The sequence below is a fragment of the Streptomyces sp. NPDC102270 genome (genome assembly GCF_044766405.1).
Classification (GTDB): domain Bacteria; phylum Actinomycetota; class Actinomycetes; order Streptomycetales; family Streptomycetaceae; genus Streptomyces.
Genome location: NZ_JBIWLX010000018.1, coordinates 92,404 through 114,880, shown reverse-complemented (window position 1 = coordinate 114,880; position 22,477 = coordinate 92,404). Strand labels below are relative to the sequence as shown.

Genomic DNA, 22,477 nt, shown 5'->3' with positions numbered 1-22,477 from the left:
GAGGAGAGCGGATGACGCAGGAGATCCACGGCACCGTCGCGGACGGCTTCGAGGCGGTGCGCGAGGAGTTCGCCGCCTTCGTGGCGGGCGAACGGCCCGATTACGAGGGGCAGTTGAGCGCGTTTGTGCATGGCAGGCGGGTCGTCGACCTGTGGGCCGGTGAGGGCGCCGGACCGGACTCCCTGTACGGCGTGTTCTCGTCGACCAAGGGTGCCGCCCATCTGGTGGTCGCGCTCCTCGTCCAGGAGGGCACGCTGGAACTGGACCGCAAAGTGACCTATTACTGGCCGGAGTTCGGCGCCGAGGGCAAGGGCCAGCTGGCCCTGCGGGAGCTGCTGGCGCACCGGGCCGGAGTGGTGGGCCTCGACGCCGGGTTCTCCACGCAGGAGCTGGCGGACGACCGGGCGATGGCGGAACGGCTCGCGGACCAGAAGCCGTTCTGGCGCCCCGGCACGGCCTTCGGCTACCACGCGCTCGTGATCGGCGCGCTCACCGGCGAGATCGTGCGGCGGGCGACGGGCCGTTCGCTCCAGGAGGTGTACGAGGAGCGGATCCGGGCGCCGTACGGGCTGGACTTCCACCTGGGGCTGCCCGAGGCCCTGGAGCCCCGGTACCGCTCCGTGCAGCCGATGGCCCCGACCGCCGAGCAGCAGGCCCTGCTGGACGCGGCGCCGACGGGTCCGCACACCCTGACCGCGATCGCCTTCAACCAGCAGGTGCCGGACCCGGGTGACTTGGTGGGATACGCCAACTCCCGTGCCGTACGCGCGAAAGGGCCGGCGTCGGCGGGCGGGGTGGCGGCCGCGCGGGGCCTGGCCGGGATGTACGCGGCGGCGATCAGCGAAGTCGCCGACCGGCCGCCCTTGTTGAAGCCGGACACCATCGCGGAGGTGGGCCAGATCCACTCCGTCGGCTACGACCTGGTGGCCCGTGCGCACAAGTCCTACGGCCTGGGCTTCCAGGCCACGGCCGACATGTGGCACCCCTTCCTGGGCGCCGGTTCCTTCGGCCACAGCGGCGCCGGGGGTTCCCAGGCCTTCGCCGACCCCCGCAGCGGTCTGGCCTACGGGTACACCCGCCGCCGGATGGCGTTCCCGGGAGGGGCGGCGCCGGAGAACGAGCGGTTCGTGAGGGCCGTGCACGGGGCGGCTCTGGCCGTGTGAGCCTGCGTACGAGGTCGAGTTAGCTCGTCGGGTGATCGCCTGCTGGCGGACTTGCGGAGTCCTGGGCCGATCGGGCTAACGTGATCGCGCGACCTGGGACACCGGGTACGGCGTCAGCGCCTAGGGCCCCTGCTCCACCAGAGGATGGGTCAGGGCCTCCCCGCCGCCTCTGGCCGTACCTGTTTGGCCAGGTCGCACAGGGCAGCGTCCATCAGCGGCCTCCGGCCGCGGGGGCCTCCCGGGACCGGACCACGCACAGGATGCGTGTCGCCACCCGGGGTCGAGTACGCCGGGGACCAGCTCGCCCAAGACCGTTCGGGGCGCGCGGCTGAACGGACTCACTCCCGACCGGTCCACGGGAACGGTACCGCCTCCGCCTGTCCGACCAACGAGCTCCGTCAGGCGAGCGTCACGGAGATGTTCCCGCGGGTCGCCTTCGAGTACGGGCAGACCTGGTGGGCCTTCTCGATGAGGGCCCGGGCCGTGGTCGCGTCGAGGTTCGGGAGGGTCGCCGAGATCTCGACGATCAGTCCGAAGCCGTCGGTGTTCTTGCCGATGCCGACCTTCCCGGTGACCGTCGAGCCGGAGAGGTCGGCCTTCTCCTGGCGGGCGACGACGCCGAGGGCGCCCTGGAAGCAGGCGCTGTAACCGGCGGCGAAGAGCTGTTCCGGGTTGGTGCCGTTGCCGCTGCCGCCCATCTCCTCGGGCGGGTTGACGACCACGTCGAGCCTGCCGTCGTCGGTGGCGACCCGGCCGTCGCGGCCGTTCTCGGCGGTGGCGACGGCGGTGTACAGGACGTCGGACTGCTGGATCTCCGGCATGCGGGTGTCTTCCTCCTCGGTCCGCCGCGACTCGCGCCCACGATCGACGGCGGGATTCGGAAAGAAGTTACCGCATGCCGGAAACTCAGCACAGCGGACCGCAGAGGTCAGAGCTTGACGATCATCTTTCCGGTGTTGTCGCCGCGCAGGACCCCGAGGAAGGCCTCCAGGTTGTTCTCGATGCCCTCGACGACCGTCTCGCGGTACTTGAGTTCTCCGGACGCCACCCACGGGCCGACCTCGGAGACGAACTCCGGCTGGAGGTCGTAGTGGTCGCCGACCAGGAAGCCCTCGATACGGCCGCGGGTCTGGATCAGACGGGCGAGGTTGCGCGGGCCGGGGGCGGCCTCGGTGTTGTTGTAGACGGAGATCATGCCGCAGACCGCGATCCGGCCACCCTGGTTGAGGGAGCCGATGGCGGCCTCCAGGTGGTCGCCCCCGACGTTGTCGAAGTAGACGTCGACGCCGTCCGGGGCGGCTTCGCGCAGCTGGTCGCTGACCTTGCCGTTCTTGTAGTTGAAGGCCGCGTCGAAGCCGTACTCCTCGACGAGCAGCTTGACCTTCTCGTCGGAGCCGGCCGAGCCGATGACCCGGGAGGCGCCCTTGAGCTTGGCGATCTGGCCGACCTGGCTGCCGACGGCACCCGCGGCGCCGGAGACGAAGACCGAGTCGCCCTCCTTGAAGGAGGCGGTGCGCAGGAGGCCGGCGTAGGCGGTGAGGCCGGTCATGCCGAGGACGCCGAGGTACGTCGACAGGGGGGCCTGGTCGGCGTCCACCTTGACGGCGTGCTTCGCGTCCATGACCGCGTACTCGCGCCAGCCGAAGAAGTGCAGGACGTGGTCACCGACGGCGATGCCCTCGGCGTTGGACTCCACGACCTCGCCGACCGCGCCGCCCTGCATGACCTTGCCGAGCTCGAAGGGCGCGGTGTACGACTTCGCGGCGCTCATGCGGCCGCGCATGTACGGGTCGACGGAGAGGTACTTGTTCCGGACCAGCACCTGGCCCGCACCGGGGGTCGGGACCTCGGCTTCGACCAGGGCGAAGTCCTCCGGCTTGGGCCAGCCGACCGGACGGGACAGGAGGTGCCATTCGCGGTTGATCATGATGCCTGGACCTTTCCATTTACTTCAGTACCTGAAACAACCATGCCTCTGAATATTTCATCTTGTCAAGTAAAGGGGTACCCTGGAACCCATGCCCACTCCTCACAGAACCCGGCCCGACGCGCTGACCATGGAAGTCGTGGAGCTCATCGGCGACGTGGTGGCCCGCTTCTACTCGGACTACGAGGACGCGGCCGCGGAGCACGCCCTCACCGGGGCGCAGGCGCGGCTGCTGAGTCTGCTGTCCCTGGAGCCGCTGCCCATGCGCAAGCTGGCCCAGAAACTGAAGTGCGAGCCGTCGAACGTCACCGGGATAGTGGACCGTCTTGAGGCACGCGGGCTGGTGGAGCGGCGGCCCGACCCCGCGGACCGGCGGGTGAAGGTGGCGGCGGCGACGGAGGCGGGGGTCCAGGTGGCCCGGGACCTGCGCGAGGGGCTGCGGTTCGCCCGGGAGCCGCTGGCCGGGTTGTCCCACGGCGAGCGGGAGTCACTGCGGGATCTGCTGCGGCGGATGCGGGACGCGTAGGAGTGGCGGGGGTTCGGGGGGGCCTTGCCGGTTCGGCTACTGCGGGTTCGTCGCGGCAGGTCGCACCTGGGCGCGCCCCGCGGCGGAGCCGCTGATGTCACAGGCCCGCACCCCTGAGGGTCCGGTCGTACACCCTTCCTTCACGTGAGCGAATGACTCACGTGCACCACCACAGGAAGCGGTCGCACTCCGTCGGGGACGGGTCCGGGCTCGGCGCCACGGTGGTGGGGGTGGCCGTGGGGGCCGAGCCGCCGCTCGTGGACGTGGGGGTGACGGCGGGGGTCGACGCGCCGGCAGTGCTGGTGGGCACCGACTGGGCGTCGGGGCTCTTGCTCGCGTCGGCCTCCTCGCTCTTGGACGCGGAGGGTGACGGGGACTCGGAACCGGACGGGGAAGGCGAGTTCGAGGGGACGAGTCCTCCGGAGCCGGCCTCCTTCGACGCCGACGCACTCGCCTCCGGGGAGGTGCCGCCATCGGCGGACTCCCCGCCCGCCGCGGCCGGCTTGGGGGACGATCCCGGGGCGTCCATGCCCAGTTCGGCGAGGCTCAGACCGCCGGCCGCGAGCACGAAACCGGCGGCGATCAGGAGGGTTCGGCGACGACGCCGGCGGTGCGCTGCGGCTTTGCGGTCGCGCCGGCTCGCCCCGCCCGCGAAACCGTCGGAGTCCTCGTCGTCGTCCTCGAACCCGTCGGCGTCGTCGTGGCCCTCGGGAACGTCCTGTGCCTGCGCGGCCCGGCCACCACGCCCTCGCGCGCGTCGCCGCACCGCCCGGCCGCCGCCCACGGGTTCGGCCTCCGCCTCGGCCGCCGGGGCCGCCTCCGGCCGCTCGACCCCGTCGTGAGGCTCCCCGGCCTCGGCCTGATCGCCGTATGCGGCACTCCCCTGACCGCTCTCGTACGAGGCGGCCGCTTGAGGGGCCCCGTACGCGATGTCCGCGCCCCGGCTCTCGTACGCGACCGGGTATCCGGCGCCGTCGTACGCGTGCAGTTGATGGGCCGGCGTGCCGCACCCCGGGCAGGCGAGGGCGCCGTTGAGGTGCCGTCGGCACGGGAGGCAGAAGTCCATGACGCGGGAAGATTAAGTTCCGGACCGGTGGCGTTCCTAGAGCCAGTCGTGAAGGTTGTGTGGGGAACCGGCCGTTCCGGTGCGGCAGTCGAGGATGTTCCACTCCCATCGCATCGAAACCGACATCGCCGGTTCCCCGTCGGCTCAGTTTTTCCTACGGGCCGTCATCACGCGCTGGATCAGGATGAACGCACAGAGCAGCACACCGGTGGCGATCTTCGTCCACCAGGAGCTGAGCGTGCCCTCGAACTGGATGATGCTCTTGATCAGGCCGAGGACGAGGACGCCGAAGAGGGTGCCCAGGACATAGCCGGAGCCGCCCGTCAGCAGGGTGCCGCCGATGACCACCGCGGCGATCGCGTCGAGTTCCATGCCCACGGCGTGCAGCGGGTCACCGGACTGGATGTACAGCATGAAGAGCAGGCCGGCCAGCGCGGAGCAGAAGCCGCTCATCGTGTAGACCGCGATCTTCGTGCCGCCCAGCGGGAGGCCCATCAGCAGGGCCGACTGCTCGTTGCCGCCGATGGCGTACACCCGGCGTCCGAAACGGGTGTAGTGCAGGACGTAGAAGGCCGCGGCGAGGACGACCAGGGCCACGACGGCGCCGATCGACAACTCGCCCAGGCCCAGCGGCACTCGCGTCTGGGCGAGGCTGCTCACCTCGGAGTCGTCGATGGCGATCGACTCCTTGCTGATGACCAGGCACAGGCCCCGGAAGAGGAAGAGCCCGGCGAGCGTCACGATGAACGGCTGGATCTCGAAGTTGTGGATCACATAGCCCATGAGGAAGCCGCCGAACGCTCCCACGGCCAGGGATATGGGGATCACCAGGAGCAGGGGCAGGCCCACGTCCTGTACCAGCCACGCCGTCAGCATCGTCGTGAAGCCGATCACCGAGCCCACCGACAGGTCGATGCCGCCCGACATGATGACGAAGGTGGCCCCGACGGCGGCGACCAGCAGATAGCCGTTGTCGATGAACAGGTTGAGGAACACCTGCGAGTCGCCGAAGCCGTAGTTCTGGTAGCGGCTGAGGCCGACGATGTACATCACGAGGAACAGGGCGGCCGTGACCAGGACGGGCAGCCGCCGGTCGCCGAGCAGGCGGGCGGACCTGGACGTCGTACGGCGCTCCGGCGCGCCCGGTGTCGCGGGAGTCTTGGTGGTCGTACTCATCACGACACCTCCATCTTGGGAGCGGAGTCGGCGGGCTCGGCGACCGCGGCGGGCGCTGCCGGGCCCGCGGTCTTCGCGCGGCCGCCGAAGACCTTGGCGCGGAACTTCGGGGACTGGAGCAGGCACACGACGATGACGACGGCCGCCTTGAAGACCAGGTTGGTCTGGGTGGGAACGCCGATGGTGTAGATCGTCGTCGTAAGGGTCTGGATGACCAGGGCGCCGATGACCGTGCCGCCGATGGAGAAGCGTCCGCCGAGCAGCGAGGTGCCGCCGATGACGACGGCGAGGATCGCGTCGAGTTCGATCCACAGGCCGGCGTTGTTGCCGTCCGCGGCCGAGGTGTTGGAGCTGATCATCAGGCCCGCGATGCCCGCGCACACCGCGCAGAACACGTACACCATGATCTTGATGCGCATCGACCGGATGCCCACCAGACGACTGGCCTCGGCGTTGCCGCCCACCGACTCGACGAGCAGGCCGAGGGCCGTGCGGCGGGTCAGCAGGACGGTGACGGCCACGACCGCGGCCACCACGAAGATGGAGAAGGGCAGCGTCAGCCAGTAGCCGCCGCCGATGAGCTTGTACGGCTCGCTGTTGATGGTGATGATCTGGCCGTCGGTGATCAGCTGGGCGACACCGCGGCCGGCGACCATGATGATGAGGGTCGCGATGATGGGCTGGATGCCCATCCTGGCGACGAGGAAGCCGTTCCACAGACCGCAGACCACCGCCGCGATCAGGCCGAGGCCCATCGCGAGCAGCACCGAGGACAGGGCGCCCTGGTCGGCCTGGTCGCTGATGTACGAACAGGTCAGGGCCCCGGTGATGGCGACCACGGCGCCGACCGAGAGGTCGATGCCGCCGGTGGCGATGACCAGGGTCATGCCGACCGCCACCAGGATCAGGGGCGAGCCGAACAGCACGATCGAGACGAGGCTGCCGTAGAGGTGGCCGTTCGTCATGTGGATCGCGAAGAAGTCGGGCGTGAAGGGGACGTTGACGAGCAGCAGGGCCACCAGGACCGCGACCGGCCAGAACAGGTTGTGGCGCGTCAGTGCTCGCCAGCGGGAGGTGGTGGTCACTGGTGTGCTCCGCTCGCGATGGTCTCGAGGATCTTGCTGGGGGTGATCTCGGGCCCGTTGGTGAGCTGTGCCACCAGCTTGCGGTCGCGCAGCACCCCGATGGTGTGGCTGAGGCGGAGGACCTCCTCCAGCTCGGCCGCGATGTAGAGCACGGACATGCCGTCCTCGGAGAGGGAGACCACCAGCTTCTGGATCTCCGTCTTGGCGCCGATGTCGATGCCACGCGTCGGCTCGTCCAGGATGAGCAGCTTCGGCTGGGTGATCAGCCAGCGGGCGAGAAGCACCTTCTGCTGGTTTCCGCCGCTCAACTGGCCGACCCTGGCTTCGGGGTTGGCGGGGCGGATGTCCAGCGCCTTGATGTACTTGGCGACGAGTTCGTCGCGCTGCGCGGTGGGGATGGGCCGGGTCCAGCCGCGGGCCGCCTGCAGGGCGAGAATGATGTTCTCACGGACCGTCAGATCCGGTACCAGGCCCTCGGTCTTGCGGTTCTCCGAGCAGAACGCGACCCCGGCGCCGATGGCGTCGTTCGGGGCGCTCAGGGAGACCTGCTTGCCGCCGACGGTCACCGTGCCGCTGTCCGGCTGGTCGGCGCCGAAGAGCAGCCGGGCCAGTTCGGTGCGGCCGGAGCCGAGCAGTCCCGCGAGGCCGACGACCTCGCCCTTCTTGATGTCCAGGTCGAAGGGGGCGATGCCACCGGTCCTGCCGAGGCCCTCCGCCTTCAGCAGCGACTCGCCGACATCCGCGTGGAGTTGCTGGTCGTGGAGCTCCTCCAGCTGGTCCAGGGCCTTGCCGATCATCAGCTCGATCAGCCCGACCTGGTCGAGGTCGCGGACCATGTGCTCGCCGACCAGGGTGCCGTTGCGAAGGATGGTCATGCGGTCGCAGATCTCGTAGATCTGGTCGAGGAAGTGGGAGACGAAGAGGATCGCCACGCCCTCGTCCCTCAACTGCCGCATCAGGCGGAACAGTTCGAGGACCTCGTCACGGTCGAGGCTGGAGGTCGGCTCGTCCAGGACCAGGACCTTGGTGCCGGAGCCCTCGCCGTCACTGTCGCCGGTACCCACCGACCGTACGATCGCGACCAGTTGCTGCACCGCGAGGGGGTACGAGGACAGCGGCGCGGTGACGTCGATGTCGAGGCCGAGGCGGTCGACGAGCTCCGCCGCCTCCTTGCGCATGCGCTTCCACTGGATGCGGCCCGCGCGGGTGGGTTCACGTCCGATGAAGATGTTCTCCGCCACCGACAGGTTGGGGCAGAGGTTGACCTCCTGGTAGACCGTGCTGATGCCGGCCTGCTGCGCCTGCAGCGGGCTGTCGATCCGCACGGCCTCGCCGTCGAGGGTGATGGTGCCGCCGTCCAGGGTGTAGACCCCGGTCAGCACCTTGATCAGGGTGGACTTCCCTGCCCCGTTCTCGCCCATCAGGGCGTGGATCTCGCCGGGGAAGAGCCGGAAGTCGACGCCCGACAGAGCCCTTACCCCTGGAAACTCTTTGACTATGCCCGTCATCTCCAGGACGGGCTGCGGCTCTGCCATGGCAGCGCTCCTCATGGATTCGTCGAATCTCGTTCACGGCCCGCGGGGAGCCTCCTTGAGCCGAGGTGTGCTCGGCCTGCCGGAGGCTCCCCTGCGGTGGGTGTGGTCGGTCGGTCCCGCCGTCGGTCAGTACTTGCGGCTGGGGAGCGCGGCCTTGGCCTGGTCCTGCATGAAGTCGCCCTCCTTGGTCTTGATCCAGCGCTCGACCTTCTCGCCGTTCTTGACCTTCTTCACGGTGTCCATCAGCTGCGGGCCGAGCAGCGGGTTGCACTCGACGATGGCGTTGATCTTGCCTTCGGACATGGCCACGAAGCCGTCCTTCACGCCGTCGATCGAGACGATCAGGATGTCCTTGCCGGGCTTCTTGCCCGCCGCCTCGATGGACTGGATGGCGCCGATGGCCATGTCGTCGTTGTGCGCGAAGAGGACGTTGACGTCCGGGTTGGACGTGAGGAAGGCCGCCATGACCTGCTTGCCGCCGGCGCGGGTGAAGTCACCGGTCTGGCTGACGACGATCTTCCAGTCGTCCTTGTGGTCGGCGTCCATGACCTCCTTGAAGCCCTTGGCGCGCTCGATCGCCGGGGCGGCGCCGGTGGTGCCCTCCAGCTGGGCGATCTTCACCGGGCCCTTGTGGCCGGCCTTCGCCAGGACCTTCTCCAGGATCTTGCCGGCGCGGCGGCCCTCGGCGGTGAAGTCGGAGCCGACCAGGGTCACGTACAGGGACTCGTCGGAGGTCTCGACGGAGCGGTCGGTGAGGACCACCGGGATCTTCGCGGCCTTGGCCTCCTTGAGCACCGCGTCCCAGCCGGTGACGACGACCGGGGAGAAGGCTATGACGTCCACCTTCTGCGCGATGTAGCTGCGGATGGCGGAGATCTGGTTCTCCTGCTTCTGCTGCGCGTCGGAGAACTTCAGGTTGTAACCCGCCTCCTTGGCCGCGGACTTCACCGAGTCGGTGTTGGCGCTGCGCCAGCCGCTCTCGGAGCCGACCTGGGAGAAGCCGAGGGTGATCGCCTTGCTGCCGTCGGCGGAGGTGCTGGACCCCTTGTCGTCCTTGGCGCAGGCCGCCAGGGTGCCCGCCGCCGCCACGCCGATCGCCGCAGTGAGGAAGTTCCTTCTGTTGAGCATGTTCTTCTCCTTTGAAGAGCCAGGACCGATCGCACTGCGTCCAGCCTGTCGATCATTATTCGAAATACCGGTCACACTGGTGTGCGAATATTGCCGGTTCATGCTGTCTGGTGCCGCGTCAGTCGGGGGCCGTGCTGGCCCGGACGACCAGTTGGGGTTCGATGGCGACTCCGGGCGCCCCGGAGGGCTCCCGGCCTTCGATGAGATCCAGCAGCAGGTCGATGCTCCGCTTGCCCACCGTCGCGAAGTCCTGCCGGACGGTGGTGAGCGGTGGAGCGAAGAACTCCGATTCCGGGATGTCGTCGAAGCCGACCACCGCGACGTCCTGAGGAGTGCGTACGCCCGCCTCACGCAGCGCCCGCAACACCCCCAGCGCCATCTGGTCGTTGGCGACGAAGACGGCGGTCAGTCCGCGGCCCACCCAGCCGGCCAGTTGCTGGCCCGCACGATAGCCCGACAGTGGACTCCAGTCCCCCCGCAGCGGCAGCGGCGGCTCGATGCCCGCCGCTTCGAGGGTCGCCCGCCAGCCGGCGGCACGGTCGGCCGCCTCCTGCCAGTCCTCGGGTCCGGCGAGATGCCAGACCGTGCGGTGGCCGGCGGCCAGCAGATGACGAGTGGCCAGCCGCCCGCCCAGCAACTGATCCACGTTGACACTGGGGATCTCCGCGCCGGAGCCGGTCCCCACGGCCACCACCGGGAAGGGACGCCGGAGTTCGGCGAGGGCCTCGACCGCCGACCGCTGCGGAGCGAGGGCGATCACCCCCTCCACCCCGCCCTCACTGAGGTGGTCCAGGGCCTCGGAGAGAGTCTCCACCGCGAGCTTGCGCAGATTGACCGTCGAGACCGTGTACCCCTCGGCGCGCGCCGCCTCCTCCAGCGCGAACAGCGTGCTGGCCGGTCCGTAGAGGGTGGTGTTGGAGGCGACCACCCCCAGAGTCCGGGTGCGCCGGGTCACCAGGGCCCGTGCCGAGGAGTTGCGGCGGTAGCCCATCTCCTCGATCGCCCGCTGCACCCTGGCACGCGTCTCGTCCCGCACATTGGGGTGATTCCCCAGGACACGAGAGACGGTCTGGTGGGACACCCCGGCCAGACGTGCCACATCGGCCATGGTGGGCGGTCGGAGCTGTACGTGGTTCACGGCCGCACCTCCTTGGCGATCGTTTGCGGGCAGGTCCTGTGTCGTGGGCGGACGATTCCGCGCCGACCAGGTCACTCGGGGGTTCCGGACAACCTCGTGCCTCCTTGGATGCCGACGGGCACCCATCGGTGTGTGCGGAGGTCATTGTGAGCGCTAACAATTCCCGTCGGTCAAGAGGGCTGCAGCGGGAAGTGTCGTCACGGTTGAATAACGCGACAACCTGCAGGAGTCGAGGAGCTGGGTGGTTTCGTGCGGCCGCACACCCGCCATGTGCGGGCATGTGGGCGGTCACATTGAAACCGTTACGCGTTCGACCATCCGACCCATTGACACTCCGACCACGTCGTCTTTACGGTCGTGTCAGCATTTCGAACGTGAGCCGATATTTCGAACAAGCTGAAAGCCTAGGGAGTAGTTGACGTGCGCATCACGGGAATCAGCACGCACGTGGTCGGGACGCCATGGCGGAACCTGACCTACGTCCAGGTGCACACCGACGAGGGACTGACCGGAGTCGGCGAGACCCGCATGCTGGGCCACACCGACGCCCTGCTCGGCTATCTGCACGAGGCGAAGACCAACCACATTCTGGGGTCGGACCCGTTCGCTGTCGAGGACCTCGTCAAGCGTATGAAGTACGGCGACTACGGCCGGGCCGGCGAGATCGTGATGTCCGGTATCGCTGTGATCGAGATGGCCTGCTGGGACATCAAGGGCAAGGCCCTGGGGGTGCCCGTCTGGCAGCTGCTCGGCGGCAAGGTCACCGACAAGGTCAAGGCGTACGCCAACGGCTGGTACACCACCGAGCGGACCCCGGAGGCCTACCACAAGGCCGCCCAGGGGGTCATGGAGCGCGGCTACAAGGCGCTCAAGATCGACCCCTTCGGCACGGGGCACTTCGAGCTCGACCACGAGCAGAGCCTGTACGCCGTCTCGCTCATCGAGGCCGTCCGTGACGCCATCGGGCCGGACGCCGAGCTGATGCTGGAGATGCACGGCCGCTTCTCCCCCGCCACGGCGGTCCGCCTGGCCAAGGACCTCGCGCCCTTCAAGCCCGCCTGGCTCGAGGAGCCGGTGCCGCCGGAGAACCTGAAGGCGCTGGAGAAGGTCGCCGCCAAGGTGGACATGCCGGTCGCCACGGGTGAGCGGATCCACGACCGCATCGAGTTCCGCGAGCTCTTCGAGAGCCAGGCCGTGGACATCATCCAGCCCGACGTCGGCCACATCGGCGGCATCTGGGAGACCCGGAAGCTGGCCGCGACCGCCGAGACCCACTACGTGCTGGTGGCGCCCCACAACGTGGGCGGGCCGGTCCTGACCGCAGCCTCTCTCCAGGTCGGCTTCACCGCGCCGAACTTCAAGATCCTGGAGCACTTCAACGACTTCGCCGACGCGGAGATCAAGAAGGTCGTCAAGGGCGCCCCGCAGGTCGTGGACGGCTACTTCCACCTCTCCGACGCCCCCGGCCTCGGGGTCGAGCTGGACGTCGACGCCGCCGCGGAGTTCCCGCAGCAGCAGGCACGGTTCGACCTGTGGGCCGAGGGCTGGGAGCGGCGCAAGCCCAAGGGCGCCGCCGAGTGAACCTCGCGGTCGTCATCGAGGCGCCCGGTGAGCACCACCTCGTCGAGCACACCCCTCGGGAGCCCGCCGCCGGCGAGGCGCTGGTCCGCGTCCACGCCGTCGGCATCTGCGGCAGCGACCGCGAGGTGTACCAGGGCAACCGGCCCGAGGGCTACGTCCGCTACCCGCTCACGCCCGGTCACGAGTGGTCCGGCACGGTCGAGGCGGTGGGCGCCAGAGTTCCGACGTCGCTCGTCGGCCGCAAGGTGGTGGGTGAGGGCTTCCGGAACTGCCAGGTCTGCGACCGCTGCCACGCGGGCCAGACCACTCTGTGCGCAGCCGGCTACGAGGAGACGGGCTTCACCGAGCCCGGCGCCATGGCCACCACGCTCACCCTGCCGGCCCGGCTGCTGCACGCCCTCCCGGACGACGCCGACCTGACGGCGGCCGCGCTCCTCGAACCCGCCGCCTGCATCGCCGCCGCCGCCCTCAAGGCGAACGTGCGGCCCGGCGATCGGGTCGCCGTGGTGGGGACCGGGACGCTCGGGATGTTCGCCGTCCAGTTTCTGAGGGCGGGTTCGCCGTCGGAGCTGCTGATGGTGGGCACCCGCCCGGACCGGGCGGAACTCTCGAGGACCTTCGGCGCCACCGACTTCCGCACCCGCGACCAGGAGCTGCCGGACGACTTCGACATCGTCATCGAGACCGCCGGATCTGCGTCCGCCGCCACCACCGCCGCCGCGCTGCTCAGACGCGGTGGCCGCCTCGTCCTCACCGGCATCCCGGCCCCGGGCGCCGACGGACTCGACCCCACCGATCTCGTCGTACGACAGCTGGAGGTGCACACCGTGTTCGGGGCGCCGCCGGACGCCTGGGCGCACACGGTGCGGGTCTTCGGGGCCGGGTTGCTCGATCCGTTGCCGCTCGTCACGCACGAGTTGCCGTTGGAGGAGTTCCCTCATGCCATCGAGTTGGTCGGGTCCGGTGACCCGAAGGTCGGAAAGGTCCTCCTCCGGCCATGACACACCGCTGAGCCGTACGCCGGTACGAGGTACCTGACGACTTCGTACCGGCGTACATCCAAAGCCTTGCGTACCCAGAGCCGCGAATGTCGTCCGAAATACCGAACCTGAAGGACAGCTTGTGACCGAGACCACCGCCAGCGCGGCCCGACGACCCGGCGAGCAGGCACTCGCCGCGCTGGGCCTGAACGCGCCCGCCCTCGTCCCCTCCGACGCGTCCCCGCACGCCTTCCCCGGGGGCGGGCGCTGGCGTACCGAGGTGCCCTCCGTGGAGGGTCCTGAGGCGCTCGGCGTGGTCCTCAAGGAGTCCTCGCGGCTCGATGTGCCGATCCACCGGATCAGTCAGGGGTCGGGCGTATGGATGCTCACCGACGCCGAGATCACCGAGATGGTGGAGGCGACCGCCGAGCGTGACATCGAGCTCTGCCTGTTCACCGGCCCCCGCGGCACCTGGGACATCGGCGCCTCCACCCGCACCGACTCCCGGGGGGCAGGACTGCGCGCCCGGGGCCACGACGCGGTCGCCGGGTGCGTCGAGGACGCCGTCCGCGCCACCGAGCTCGGTGTGAAGTGCCTGCTCGTCGCCGACGAGGGTGTGCTGTGGACGCTGCACCGGGCGCGGGCCGCCGGGATCATCCCGGCCGACACGACGCTGAAGGTGTCGGCGCTGATCGGGCCGGTGAACCCGGCCGCGTACGCCGTGTACGAGAACCTCGGCGGCGACTCGATCAACGTGCCCAGCGATCTGACGCTCGATCACCTCACCGAGATCCGGCGGGTGTCGGCCGCCCCGATGGACATGTACATCGAGGCTCCCGACGATCTCGGCGGCTATGTACGGATGTACGAGGTCGCCGAGCTGATCCGGCGCGGCGCACCGATCTATCTGAAGTTCGGCCTGTCGAAGGCCCCGGGGATCTACCCGTACGGGCACCACATGCGCGATCTCACCCTGTCCACCGCCAAGGAGAGAGTGCGGCGCGGACGGCTCGCCCTGGACCTGCTCGCTCGGCACGGGGCGGACGGCGACATGGCTCCGCTCGGCTCCCGACTGCCGGGCGCCCTGAAGCGGTTCGAAACGCCTGCATAACGTTCCGGACAACTCCCCTTCACAAAACCCGACGCAGTCACACAGACTCCGACACGACCCAACCTCTCCCGGTCGCTCCCCCGCACCACCCCCAACACCTCACCGCCGGACCGCACCCGGCCTCCCGACATCAAGGATGATGATCATGCGTACTCGTCGAGCCGCACTCACCGCCATAGCCGGCGCCGCCTCTCTCGCCCTCACCCTCACCGCCTGTGGCCAGGACAGCAAGGGCGGCAGCGAGGAGAGCACGGGCAGCGCCAAGGGCGGCACCATCGGCATCGCGATGCCGACCAAGTCCTCCGAGCGCTGGATCGCCGACGGCAACAACGTCGTCAAGAACCTCAAGGCCAAGGGCTACAAGACCAAGCTGGTCTACGGCGAGGACGACCCCGACCAGCAGGTCTCGCAGATCGAGAACCTGATCACCCAGGGCGTCAAGGGCCTGATCGTCGCGGCCATCGACAACAAGTCGCTGAACAACGTGCTCCAGCAGGCCAAGGACGCCAAGATCCCGGTCATCGCCTACGACCGTCTGATCCTCGGCACGCCGAACGTCGACTACTACGCGTCGTTCGACAACACCAAGGTCGGTGAGCTGCAGGCCAGTTACATCGTCGACAAGCTGGGTCTGAAGAGCGGCAAGGGCCCCTTCAACATCGAGCTGTTCGCCGGCTCCAACGACGACAACAACACCAAGTACTTCTTCGGCGGCGCGATGAGCGTGCTGCAGCCGTACATCGACAGCAAGAAGCTCGTCGTCAAGTCCGGCCAGACCAAGATCAACCAGGTCACCACGCTGCGCTGGGACGGTGCCACCGCGCAGAAGCGCATGGAGGACATCCTCACCTCGACGTACGGCAGCGGCAAGGTCGACGCGGTCCTGTCGCCGTACGACGGCATCTCCATCGGTATCCTCGCCGCGCTGAAGTCGGACGGCTACGGCTCCGCGAGCAAGCCGCTCCCGGTCATCACCGGCCAGGACGCCGAGCTCGCCTCGGTGAAGTCGATCATCGCGGGCCAGCAGACGCAGACCGTCTACAAGGACACCCGCAAGCTCGCCGAGGTCGCCTCGACCATGGTGGACGACGTCCTCAACGGCAAGAAGCCCGAGGTCAACGACACCAAGACGTACGACAACGGCTCCAAGGTCGTCCCCGCCTACCTGCTGCAGCCGGTCAGCGTCGACAAGAGCAACTACACGAAGGAACTGGTCGACACCGGCTACTACAAGGCCAGCGAGCTCAACTAGTCAGCTCTGTCGGCACATTCCTCTGATTGAAAGGCACGACCATGGCGGGACCCGTCCTGGAAATGCGCTCGATCGTCAAGACCTTTCCCGGCGTCAAAGCGCTGTCGGACGTCACACTGACCGTCCGTCAGGGCGAGGTCCATGCCATCTGCGGTGAGAACGGCGCCGGGAAGTCCACCTTGATGAAGGTGCTCTCCGGCGTCCATCCGCACGGCACGTACGAGGGCGACATCCTCTTCGAGGGAGACGTCGTCCAGTTCAAGGACATCCGGGCGAGCGAGCAGCACGGCATCGTGATCATCCACCAGGAACTGGCCCTGGTGCCGTTCCTGTCGATCGCGGAGAACATCTTCCTCGGCAACGAACACGCCTCGGGCGGGTTCATCAACTGGAACGAGACGCTGAAGCACGCCACCGAACTGCTGCGCCGGGTGGGTCTGAGCGACCACCCGGAGACCCGGATCACCGACATCGGTGTGGGCAAGCAGCAGCTGGTGGAGATCGCCAAGGCGCTCTCGAAGAAGGTGAAGCTGCTCATCCTCGACGAGCCGACCGCGGCTCTGAACGACGAGGACAGCGGCAAACTCCTGGATCTGATCCTGGAGTTGAAGAAGCAGGGCATCACCTCGATCATCATCTCCCACAAGCTCAACGAGATCCGCAAGGTCGCCGACTCGGTGACGATCCTCCGCGACGGGAAGTCGATCGAGACCCTCGACGTGAAGGCCCCGGAGACCACCGAGGACCGGATCATCTCGGGCATGGTGGGCCGTGACCTCGATCACCGGTTCCCCGAGCGCACCCCGTACGAGGGCGAGGTGGACGCGGCCCCGGCGCTGGAGATCCGCGACTGGACCGTGCACCACCCGATCGACCAGCAGCGCAAGGTGGTCGATGACGTGTCGATCCATGTGCGCCGCGGGGAGATCGTCGGTATCGCGGGCCTGATGGGCGCGGGGCGCACCGAACTCGCGATGAGCGTGTTCGGGCGGACCTACGGCCGGTACGCGGGCGGCAAGGTCTTCAAGGACGGCAAGGAGATCCGTACGAAGTCCGTCGCGGAGGCGGTCGAGCATGGCATCGCCTACGTCACCGAGGACCGCAAGCACTACGGCCTCAACCTCATCGACAACATCAACCGGAACATCTCGCTGACCGCCCTGAACAAGGTCGCCAAGCACGGTGTGGTCGACGAGCACGAGGAGCGGAAGGTCGCCGAGCGCTTCCGCAAGTCCATGAACATCAAGGCGCCGACCGTCTTCGAGACGGTGGGCAGGCTGTCCGGCGGCAACCAGCAGAAGGTCGTCCTCAGCAAGTGGATCTTCGCGGGTCCCGAGGTGCTGATCCTGGACGAGCCCACGCGCGGTATCGACGTGGGTGCCAAGTACGAGATCTACACGGTCATCGACCAGCTGGCGGCCGAGGGCAAAGCGGTCGTCTTCATCTCCTCCGAGCTGCCGGAGCTGCTCGGGATGTGCGACCGCATCTACACCATGGCCGCCGGACGGCTCACGGGTGAGGTTCCGCGGGCCGAGGCCACGCAGGAAGTGCTGATGCGCCAGATGACGAAGGACAAAGAGGTAACGCGATGAGCACCGATGTGACGAAGGTTCCGGCCGCGGCGCCGCCGGGCAAGGGCGGGGGGTCGTCCTCCGGCGGGGGCCTGCTCCAGCTGATGCTGAACGGGCTGCGCCGCAACATGCGGCAGTACGGCATGCTGATCGCGCTCGGCCTGATCGTCGTGCTGTTCGCGGTGTGGACCGACGGCGACCTGCTGCTGCCGCGCAACGTCTCCAACCTGGTGCTCCAGAACAGCTACATCCTGATCCTCGCGATCGGCATGATGCTGGTGATCATCGCGGGGCACATCGACCTGTCGGTCGGCTCACTGACCGCCTTCGTGGGCGCGTTCGCCGCCGTACTGACGGTCCAGCACCACGTGGCCTGGCCGGTCGCGCTGGTGCTGACCCTGGTGGTGGGCGCGGTCGCGGGCTCGGTCCAGGGCTATCTGATCGCGTATCTCGGCATACCGTCGTTCATCGTCACCCTGGCGGGCATGCTGCTCTTCCGCGGTCTGACGGAGATCCTCCTGCAGGGCCAGACCCTCGGCCCCTTCCCGAACGGTCTGCAGAAGCTCGGCAACGGCTTCCTGCCCGAGGTCGGCCCGAACACCAACTACCACAACATCACCCTGCTGCTCGGCTTCGTGCTGCTGGCCTTCGTGGTCTACCAGGAGGTCCGCGACCGCAAGCGCCAGCAGGAGTTCGCGCTCGACGTGCTGCCCAGGAACGCCTTCCTGCTCAAGCTCGTCGCGATCGCCGCGGCGGTCCTCGCGGTCACCATGCTGCTCGCCAGCTACCAGGGTGCGCCGATCATCCTGCTCGTCCTCGGTGTGCTGGTGGTCGGATACGGCTACGTCATGCGCAACGCGGTCTTCGGCCGGCACATCTACGCGATCGGCGGCAACCTGCCGGCCGCGAAGCTGTCCGGCGTCAAGGACAAGAAGGTCACCTTCCTTGTCTTCCTGAACATGGGCGTGCTCGCGGCCCTGGCGGGTCTGGTGGTCGCGGCCCGCCTGAACGCGGCCTCCCCGAAGGCGGGCCTGAGCTTCGAACTCGAGGCGATCGCCTCGTCGTTCATCGGTGGCGCGTCCATGAGCGGCGGTGTGGGAACCGTCCTCGGCGCGATCATCGGTGGTCTCGTCCTCGGTGTGCTGAACAACGGCATGAACCTCCTCAGCGTCGGCACCGACTGGCAGCAGGTCATCAAGGGCCTGGCCCTGTTGGCGGCGGTCGGCTTCGACGTGTGGAACAAGCGCAAGGTCGGTTCGTAGACCGCACCGACCGGATCGGGCCCCGCCTGAAGGCGGGGCCCTTCCCATGGGAGGAGAGGAAAGACCGGTGAAGACGCTCTTCGGCAGGCTCGCCGACGGGACCGAGGTCGACCGGTGGTCGCTGGAGAACGGCGGCACCCGGCTGAAGGTCCTGTCGTACGGCGGGATCGTGCAGTCCCTGGAGATCCCCGACCGGGACGGCCGGTACGCGAACGTCTGCCTCGGCTTCGACCGCGTCGAGGACTACGTCGCCTCCAGCCCGTACTTCGGCGCGCTGATCGGGCGTTACGGCAACCGCATCGCCGAGGGCCGGTTCACCCTGGACGGCAAGAGCTACCAGCTCTCCGTCAACGACGGGGTCAACAGCCTGCACGGCGGCACCCAGGGCTTCGACAAGCGGGTGTGGGACGTCGAGCCGTTCACCGAGGGCTCGGACGTCGGCCTGCACCTGTACTGCACGTCGGTCGACGGCGAGATGGGCTACCCGGGCACCCTCGAGGTGAGGGTGACGTACACCCTCACCCGGCACGGCGACTGGCGGATCGACTACGAGGCCACCACCGACCAGGCCACCGTGGTCAACCTGACCAACCACGTGTACTGGAACCTCGGCGGCGAGGGCACCGGCACCATCGAGGACCACGAGCTGCGCATCGCCGCCTCCCGCTACACGCCCACCGACTCGGGTCTGATCCCCACCGGTGAGCCGGCGGAGGTCGCGGGCACTCCCTTCGACTTCCGCCAGGGCAAGCGGATCGGCCGGGACATCCGCGCCGGTCACGAGCAGCAGGTCTTCGCCAAGGGCTACGACCACAACTGGGTCCTGGACAAGGGCGTCACGGCCGAGCCCGAGCACGTGGCGACCCTGCGCGACCCGTCGTCGGGCCGCGCGCTGAAGATCTCCACCGTCGAGCCGGGTCTGCAGTTCTACTCGGGCAACTTCCTCGACGGCACCCTCACCGGCACCGGCGGCCACACCTACCGCCAGGGCGACGCGCTGTGCCTGGAGACACAGCACTTCCCGGACTCGCCGAACCACCCGTCGTTCCCCTCGACGGTGCTGCGTCCGGGCCAGACATACCGGACCACGACGATTCACTCGTTCGGCGTCTGACCTGGTGAGATGACGAGTTCGGGCCCGGGGTTCCCGAACTCACACTTCTTTCACACCCGTTGAACAGCGCCACTCAGGCGTCCGTATGTAAGGGCGGCCCGTGCTCCCCCGCGCGGGCCACCCAATGACGACGGACCCGGTCGTCCCCGCCGGGTCCGCCCCATACGGAGGTTCGATGGCCGACAACGTCACCTCGTTGTTCCGCAGCACGGCTGCGCACAGCCCGTCCATGGCGGCGCTGGCGCGCGAGGGCGGCGACGGGACGGGGCCGGTGGACTTCTGTATCCCCTGCAATCCCTACTTTCCCACTCCGGCGATGATGGACACCATGGCCGCGCGGCTGAAGGACATCATCACCTACTACCCGTCCAGTGCCGACACCATCACCGCCGAGCTGTGCAACCTCCTCCAACTCCCGCCGCAGGCCGTGGCGATGGGCAACGGCTCGACCGAACTGATCACCTGGATCGACCATCTGCTGGTCCGCGAGTCCCTCGCCATCCCGGTCCCCACCTTCGGCCGCTGGACCGACCAGCCGATGGAGACCGGCAAGCGGGTCGACATGTTCCCGCTCCAGGAGTCCAGCGGGTTCGCCCTGGACCTCGCGCAGTACGCCGAGTTCATACGCACCCGGGGCACGCGGGTCGCGGTCATCTGCAACCCGAACAACCCCGACGGCGGCTTCCTCCACAAGCACGCGCTCGTGCAGTTCATGGACGCCATGGCCGATCTGGACCTCATCGTCATCGACGAGTCGTTCCTGGAGTTCGCGGACGCCGAGCAGGAGCCGAGCGTCGTCCAGGAGGCGATGATCCGGCCGAACGTCATCGTCCTGCGCAGCCTCGGCAAGAACTTCGGCCTGCACGGCATCCGCTTCGGCTACATGGTCGCCAACCCCTCGCTGGCGGGCCGGGTCCGCTCGATGCTGCCGAAGTGGAACCTCAACGCCTTCGCCGAGTACGTGGTGTTCATGCTCAAGGAGCACGGCGCCGAGTACGCGCAGAGCCTCCACCAGGTCCGCCGGGACCGCCTCGACATGGCGAGCCAGCTCTCCGCGCTGCCCGGCCTGACCGTCTACCCCTCCCAGGGGAACTTCCTCTTCGTGCGCCTGCCCGTGGGCGCCGAAGGCACCGTGGTCCGGGACCGGATGCTCACCGAGCACCGGATCCTCGTCCGCGAGTGCGGCAACAAGATCGGCTCTTCAAGCCGCTTCCTGCGACTCGTGGTGCGCCCCCAGGTGGACGTGCGTCGCCTGGTGTCCGGCCTGGAACAGGTGCTCTACGGGACCAGGAGGGGAGCCGTCGTGCCCGAGCTCGCTCAAGGGACCGGCTACAGCTCGGGTACGGCGGCGGTCGACCGCTTGGTCGGCCAGACCAACGGGGCGGGCATGCAGGACCTGGCCGCGATGGCCGTCGGCGGTGGCGGGATGAGCGCAGGCGTCGGCATGCCGATGCCGGTCGCCCAGCCGATGGCGGTGGCCGCGCCGGCACCGATGGCGCCGGCTGCGTCCATGGGCTCCATGGGCTCCATGGGCTCCATGGGCTCCATGGGGGCGGGGATGCCGATGCCGGCCCAGATGCCGGCGCCGGCCCAGATGCCTGCCCCCGCCCCTGCCCCGATGCCGACGCCTCCGCCGGCTCCCGCGGCTCCGGCGCCCTTCGCACCGCCCAGCGGCCCGACTCCGGTGGGAGTGCCGGCCCGTGGTGGGCTCACGGCCGCGCAGGTGCGGGGTATGACCGCCCCGGCACCCGGGGCTCCGCAGGAGCTGTCCCAGGCGCCCGCCACCGGGTGGCCCAACGCTCAGAGCTGGCCGAACGCGGCGGGGATGGGGCAGACCGGCTGAGCGGCGCCCACGGGCCCGACCGGATCAGTAGGCGACAGGCCAGCCGCTGCTCCAGTTCAGCAGGTTGATGCCGAGCTTGGGTGTGCCGTTGGCGTTGCCGTCGTAGTAGTGGTAGACGATCAGGTCGCCGTCGGAGTCGTTCATGATGGACTGTCCGCCGGGGCCGATGATGCTGCCGTGGGACTCCAGGACCGCCGTGCCGCCGTTGTTCATCATCGAGACGCCGTTCTTGTCGACGTACGGCCCGGTGATGCTGGTGGCGCGGCCGACCTTGACCTTGTAGGTCGAACTGGTGCCGGCGCAGCAGGTGTCGTAGGACGCGAAGAGGTAGTAGTAGCCGTTCCGCTTGACGATGTACGGCGCCTCGACGGCCTTGGTCCCGGTCGGGCGGGAGGCGATCGAGTACCGGGTCGTGTTGGTGGAGAGCTGTTTGCCGGTGGCCGGGTTGATCTGGATCATCTTCAGGCCGGTCCACCAACTGCCGAAGGACAGCCACCACTTGCCGTCGCCGTCGACGAACAGGTTCGGGTCGATGGCGTTGTAGTCGCTGGAGGTGGTGGAGGTGTACACGGTGCCCTGGTCGCTCCAGGAGCCGGGCAGGCCGGTGCTCGAAGTCGCCAGGCCTATCGCGGACTTGTTGGAGCCGAAGGTCGAGACGGCGTAGTACATCAGGTACTTGCCGCCCTGGTAGGAGATGTCGGGCGCCCACGCCTCGGTGGCGTACGAGGACCACCAGCCCGGCTTGGTGGAGAAGGCGTCGCTGCCGGCCGTGAACGCGATCCGGTCGGTGGAGGTGCGGTAGCCGAGGCCGCCGCCGGTGCCGTACAGCAGGTAACGGCCCGCCGACGTACGGATCATCGTCGGGTCGTGGATGGTGGTGGCACCGGTGACGGTTCCGGGGTTGGGGTACGCGGAGGCGGTGCCCGGGATCAGGGCCAGCAGGAAGGCCACGGGGACTGCCAGAAGTGAGGTGCGGCGCACGCTGACGCTCCTTGAGTGGGGGGAGGTGTTCGATATGG

General features: G+C 68.6%; 18 protein-coding genes and 1 pseudogene. 10 read left to right on the top strand and 9 right to left on the bottom strand.

The window, feature by feature from the left end:
* Positions 1 to 11: 11 nt before the first annotated feature.
* Positions 12 to 1,163 (top strand): serine hydrolase domain-containing protein, encoded by a 1,152-nt coding sequence (locus ACIRP7_RS33685; RefSeq protein ID WP_403667083.1) that lies wholly within the window; start codon positions 12 to 14, stop codon positions 1,161 to 1,163.
* Between the two features lie 398 nt (positions 1,164 to 1,561).
* On the opposite strand, the gene ACIRP7_RS33680 is transcribed toward ACIRP7_RS33685, so the two are convergent.
* Positions 1,562 to 1,984, bottom strand: coding sequence for an organic hydroperoxide resistance protein (locus ACIRP7_RS33680; protein ID WP_403667081.1), 423 nt, complete (start codon positions 1,982 to 1,984; stop codon positions 1,562 to 1,564).
* A gap of 107 nt (positions 1,985 to 2,091) precedes the next feature.
* On the bottom strand, positions 2,092 to 3,090 hold the full coding sequence (locus ACIRP7_RS33675) for an NADP-dependent oxidoreductase (RefSeq protein WP_403667078.1): 999 nt from the start codon (positions 3,088 to 3,090) through the stop codon (positions 2,092 to 2,094).
* Between the two features lie 91 nt (positions 3,091 to 3,181).
* Between ACIRP7_RS33675 and ACIRP7_RS33670 the strand changes: the two genes are divergently transcribed.
* Positions 3,182 to 3,616 carry a MarR family transcriptional regulator gene (locus ACIRP7_RS33670; RefSeq protein ID WP_352383454.1) on the top strand — a complete coding sequence of 145 codons (435 nt, stop codon included), beginning with the start codon at positions 3,182 to 3,184 and terminating at the stop codon, positions 3,614 to 3,616.
* Positions 3,617 to 3,773: 157 nt separating this feature from the next.
* Here the strand turns inward: ACIRP7_RS33670 and ACIRP7_RS33665 are convergent, their stop codons facing one another.
* The 6 genes from ACIRP7_RS33665 to ACIRP7_RS33640 all read right to left on the bottom strand — a co-directional run bounded on the left by ACIRP7_RS33665 (position 3,774) and on the right by ACIRP7_RS33640 (position 10,744).
* Positions 3,774 to 4,682, bottom strand: coding sequence for a hypothetical protein (locus ACIRP7_RS33665; protein WP_403667074.1), 909 nt, complete (start codon positions 4,680 to 4,682; stop codon positions 3,774 to 3,776).
* Between the two features lie 144 nt (positions 4,683 to 4,826).
* A complete protein-coding gene (gene yjfF / locus ACIRP7_RS33660; protein WP_403667071.1) occupies positions 4,827 to 5,858 on the bottom strand; it encodes a galactofuranose ABC transporter, permease protein YjfF in 1,032 nt (343 codons plus the stop codon).
* Positions 5,858 to 6,943: an ABC transporter permease gene (locus ACIRP7_RS33655; RefSeq protein WP_403667068.1), complete on the bottom strand. Its 1,086-nt coding sequence runs from the start codon at positions 6,941 to 6,943 to the stop codon at positions 5,858 to 5,860. The genes yjfF and ACIRP7_RS33655 overlap by 1 nt, the downstream gene beginning before the upstream one ends.
* Positions 6,940 to 8,478 (bottom strand): sugar ABC transporter ATP-binding protein, encoded by a 1,539-nt coding sequence (locus ACIRP7_RS33650; protein ID WP_403667065.1) that lies wholly within the window; start codon positions 8,476 to 8,478, stop codon positions 6,940 to 6,942. The genes ACIRP7_RS33655 and ACIRP7_RS33650 overlap by 4 nt, the downstream gene beginning before the upstream one ends.
* Positions 8,479 to 8,604: 126 nt before the next feature.
* Positions 8,605 to 9,606 (bottom strand): ABC transporter substrate-binding protein, encoded by a 1,002-nt coding sequence (locus ACIRP7_RS33645; RefSeq protein WP_403667063.1) that lies wholly within the window; start codon positions 9,604 to 9,606, stop codon positions 8,605 to 8,607.
* Positions 9,607 to 9,724: 118 nt separating this feature from the next.
* A complete protein-coding gene (locus tag ACIRP7_RS33640; protein WP_403667061.1) occupies positions 9,725 to 10,744 on the bottom strand; it encodes a LacI family DNA-binding transcriptional regulator in 1,020 nt (339 codons plus the stop codon).
* Positions 10,745 to 11,164: 420 nt separating this feature from the next.
* On the opposite strand from ACIRP7_RS33640, the gene ACIRP7_RS33635 reads away from it, so the two are divergent.
* The 8 genes and pseudogenes from ACIRP7_RS33635 to ACIRP7_RS33600 all read left to right on the top strand — a co-directional run bounded on the left by ACIRP7_RS33635 (position 11,165) and on the right by ACIRP7_RS33600 (position 21,458).
* Positions 11,165 to 12,325, top strand: coding sequence for a mandelate racemase/muconate lactonizing enzyme family protein (locus tag ACIRP7_RS33635; protein WP_403667059.1), 1,161 nt, complete (start codon positions 11,165 to 11,167; stop codon positions 12,323 to 12,325).
* On the top strand, positions 12,322 to 13,326 hold the full coding sequence (locus tag ACIRP7_RS33630) for a zinc-binding dehydrogenase (RefSeq protein ID WP_403667056.1): 1,005 nt from the start codon (positions 12,322 to 12,324) through the stop codon (positions 13,324 to 13,326). Before ACIRP7_RS33635 ends, ACIRP7_RS33630 begins: the two co-directional genes overlap by 4 nt.
* A 121-nt stretch (positions 13,327 to 13,447) precedes the next feature.
* Positions 13,448 to 14,416, top strand: a complete 969-nt coding sequence (locus ACIRP7_RS33625; RefSeq protein ID WP_403667053.1) for a hypothetical protein — start codon at positions 13,448 to 13,450, stop codon at positions 14,414 to 14,416.
* Positions 14,417 to 14,561: 145 nt separating this feature from the next.
* Positions 14,562 to 15,668, top strand: coding sequence for a multiple monosaccharide ABC transporter substrate-binding protein (chvE, locus tag ACIRP7_RS33620; protein ID WP_403667050.1), 1,107 nt, complete (start codon positions 14,562 to 14,564; stop codon positions 15,666 to 15,668).
* A 41-nt stretch (positions 15,669 to 15,709) separates the two neighbouring features.
* Positions 15,710 to 17,260, top strand: a complete 1,551-nt coding sequence (mmsA, locus tag ACIRP7_RS33615) for a multiple monosaccharide ABC transporter ATP-binding protein (RefSeq protein WP_403667048.1) — start codon at positions 15,710 to 15,712, stop codon at positions 17,258 to 17,260.
* Positions 17,257 to 18,501 carry a multiple monosaccharide ABC transporter permease gene (mmsB, locus tag ACIRP7_RS33610; RefSeq protein ID WP_403667046.1) on the top strand — a complete coding sequence of 415 codons (1,245 nt, stop codon included), beginning with the start codon at positions 17,257 to 17,259 and terminating at the stop codon, positions 18,499 to 18,501. Before mmsA ends, mmsB begins: the two co-directional genes overlap by 4 nt.
* A gap of 58 nt (positions 18,502 to 18,559) precedes the next feature.
* Positions 18,560 to 19,615: pseudogene (locus tag ACIRP7_RS33605) on the top strand (aldose epimerase family protein); the annotation flags it as partial.
* Between the two features lie 175 nt (positions 19,616 to 19,790).
* Positions 19,791 to 21,458 carry a pyridoxal phosphate-dependent aminotransferase gene (locus ACIRP7_RS33600; protein WP_403667043.1) on the top strand — a complete coding sequence of 556 codons (1,668 nt, stop codon included), beginning with the start codon at positions 19,791 to 19,793 and terminating at the stop codon, positions 21,456 to 21,458.
* A gap of 24 nt (positions 21,459 to 21,482) precedes the next feature.
* On the opposite strand, the gene ACIRP7_RS33595 is transcribed toward ACIRP7_RS33600, so the two are convergent.
* A complete protein-coding gene (locus tag ACIRP7_RS33595) occupies positions 21,483 to 22,439 on the bottom strand; it encodes an arabinan endo-1,5-alpha-L-arabinosidase (RefSeq protein ID WP_403667041.1) in 957 nt (318 codons plus the stop codon).
* Between the last annotated feature and the right edge of the window lie 38 nt (positions 22,440 to 22,477).

Excerpts from the sequence above, each read along its gene's own strand:
- yjfF (WP_403667071.1), bottom strand. The coding sequence starts at position 5,858 with ATGAGTACGACCACCAAGACTCCCGCGACACCGGGCGCGCCGGAGCGC.
- ACIRP7_RS33600 (WP_403667043.1), top strand. The coding sequence starts at position 19,791 with ATGGCCGACAACGTCACCTCGTTGTTCCGCAGCACGGCTGCGCACAGC.
- mmsA (WP_403667048.1), top strand. The coding sequence starts at position 15,710 with ATGGCGGGACCCGTCCTGGAAATGCGCTCGATCGTCAAGACCTTTCCC.
- chvE (WP_403667050.1), top strand. The coding sequence starts at position 14,562 with ATGCGTACTCGTCGAGCCGCACTCACCGCCATAGCCGGCGCCGCCTCT.
- ACIRP7_RS33645 (WP_403667063.1), bottom strand. The coding sequence starts at position 9,606 with ATGCTCAACAGAAGGAACTTCCTCACTGCGGCGATCGGCGTGGCGGCG.
- mmsB (WP_403667046.1), top strand. The coding sequence starts at position 17,257 with ATGAGCACCGATGTGACGAAGGTTCCGGCCGCGGCGCCGCCGGGCAAG.
- ACIRP7_RS33650 (WP_403667065.1), bottom strand. The coding sequence starts at position 8,478 with ATGGCAGAGCCGCAGCCCGTCCTGGAGATGACGGGCATAGTCAAAGAG.
- ACIRP7_RS33680 (WP_403667081.1), bottom strand. The coding sequence starts at position 1,984 with ATGCCGGAGATCCAGCAGTCCGACGTCCTGTACACCGCCGTCGCCACC.
- ACIRP7_RS33675 (WP_403667078.1), bottom strand. The coding sequence starts at position 3,090 with ATGATCAACCGCGAATGGCACCTCCTGTCCCGTCCGGTCGGCTGGCCC.
- ACIRP7_RS33665 (WP_403667074.1), bottom strand. The coding sequence starts at position 4,682 with ATGGACTTCTGCCTCCCGTGCCGACGGCACCTCAACGGCGCCCTCGCC.
- ACIRP7_RS33670 (WP_352383454.1), top strand. The coding sequence starts at position 3,182 with ATGCCCACTCCTCACAGAACCCGGCCCGACGCGCTGACCATGGAAGTC.
- ACIRP7_RS33685 (WP_403667083.1), top strand. The coding sequence starts at position 12 with ATGACGCAGGAGATCCACGGCACCGTCGCGGACGGCTTCGAGGCGGTG.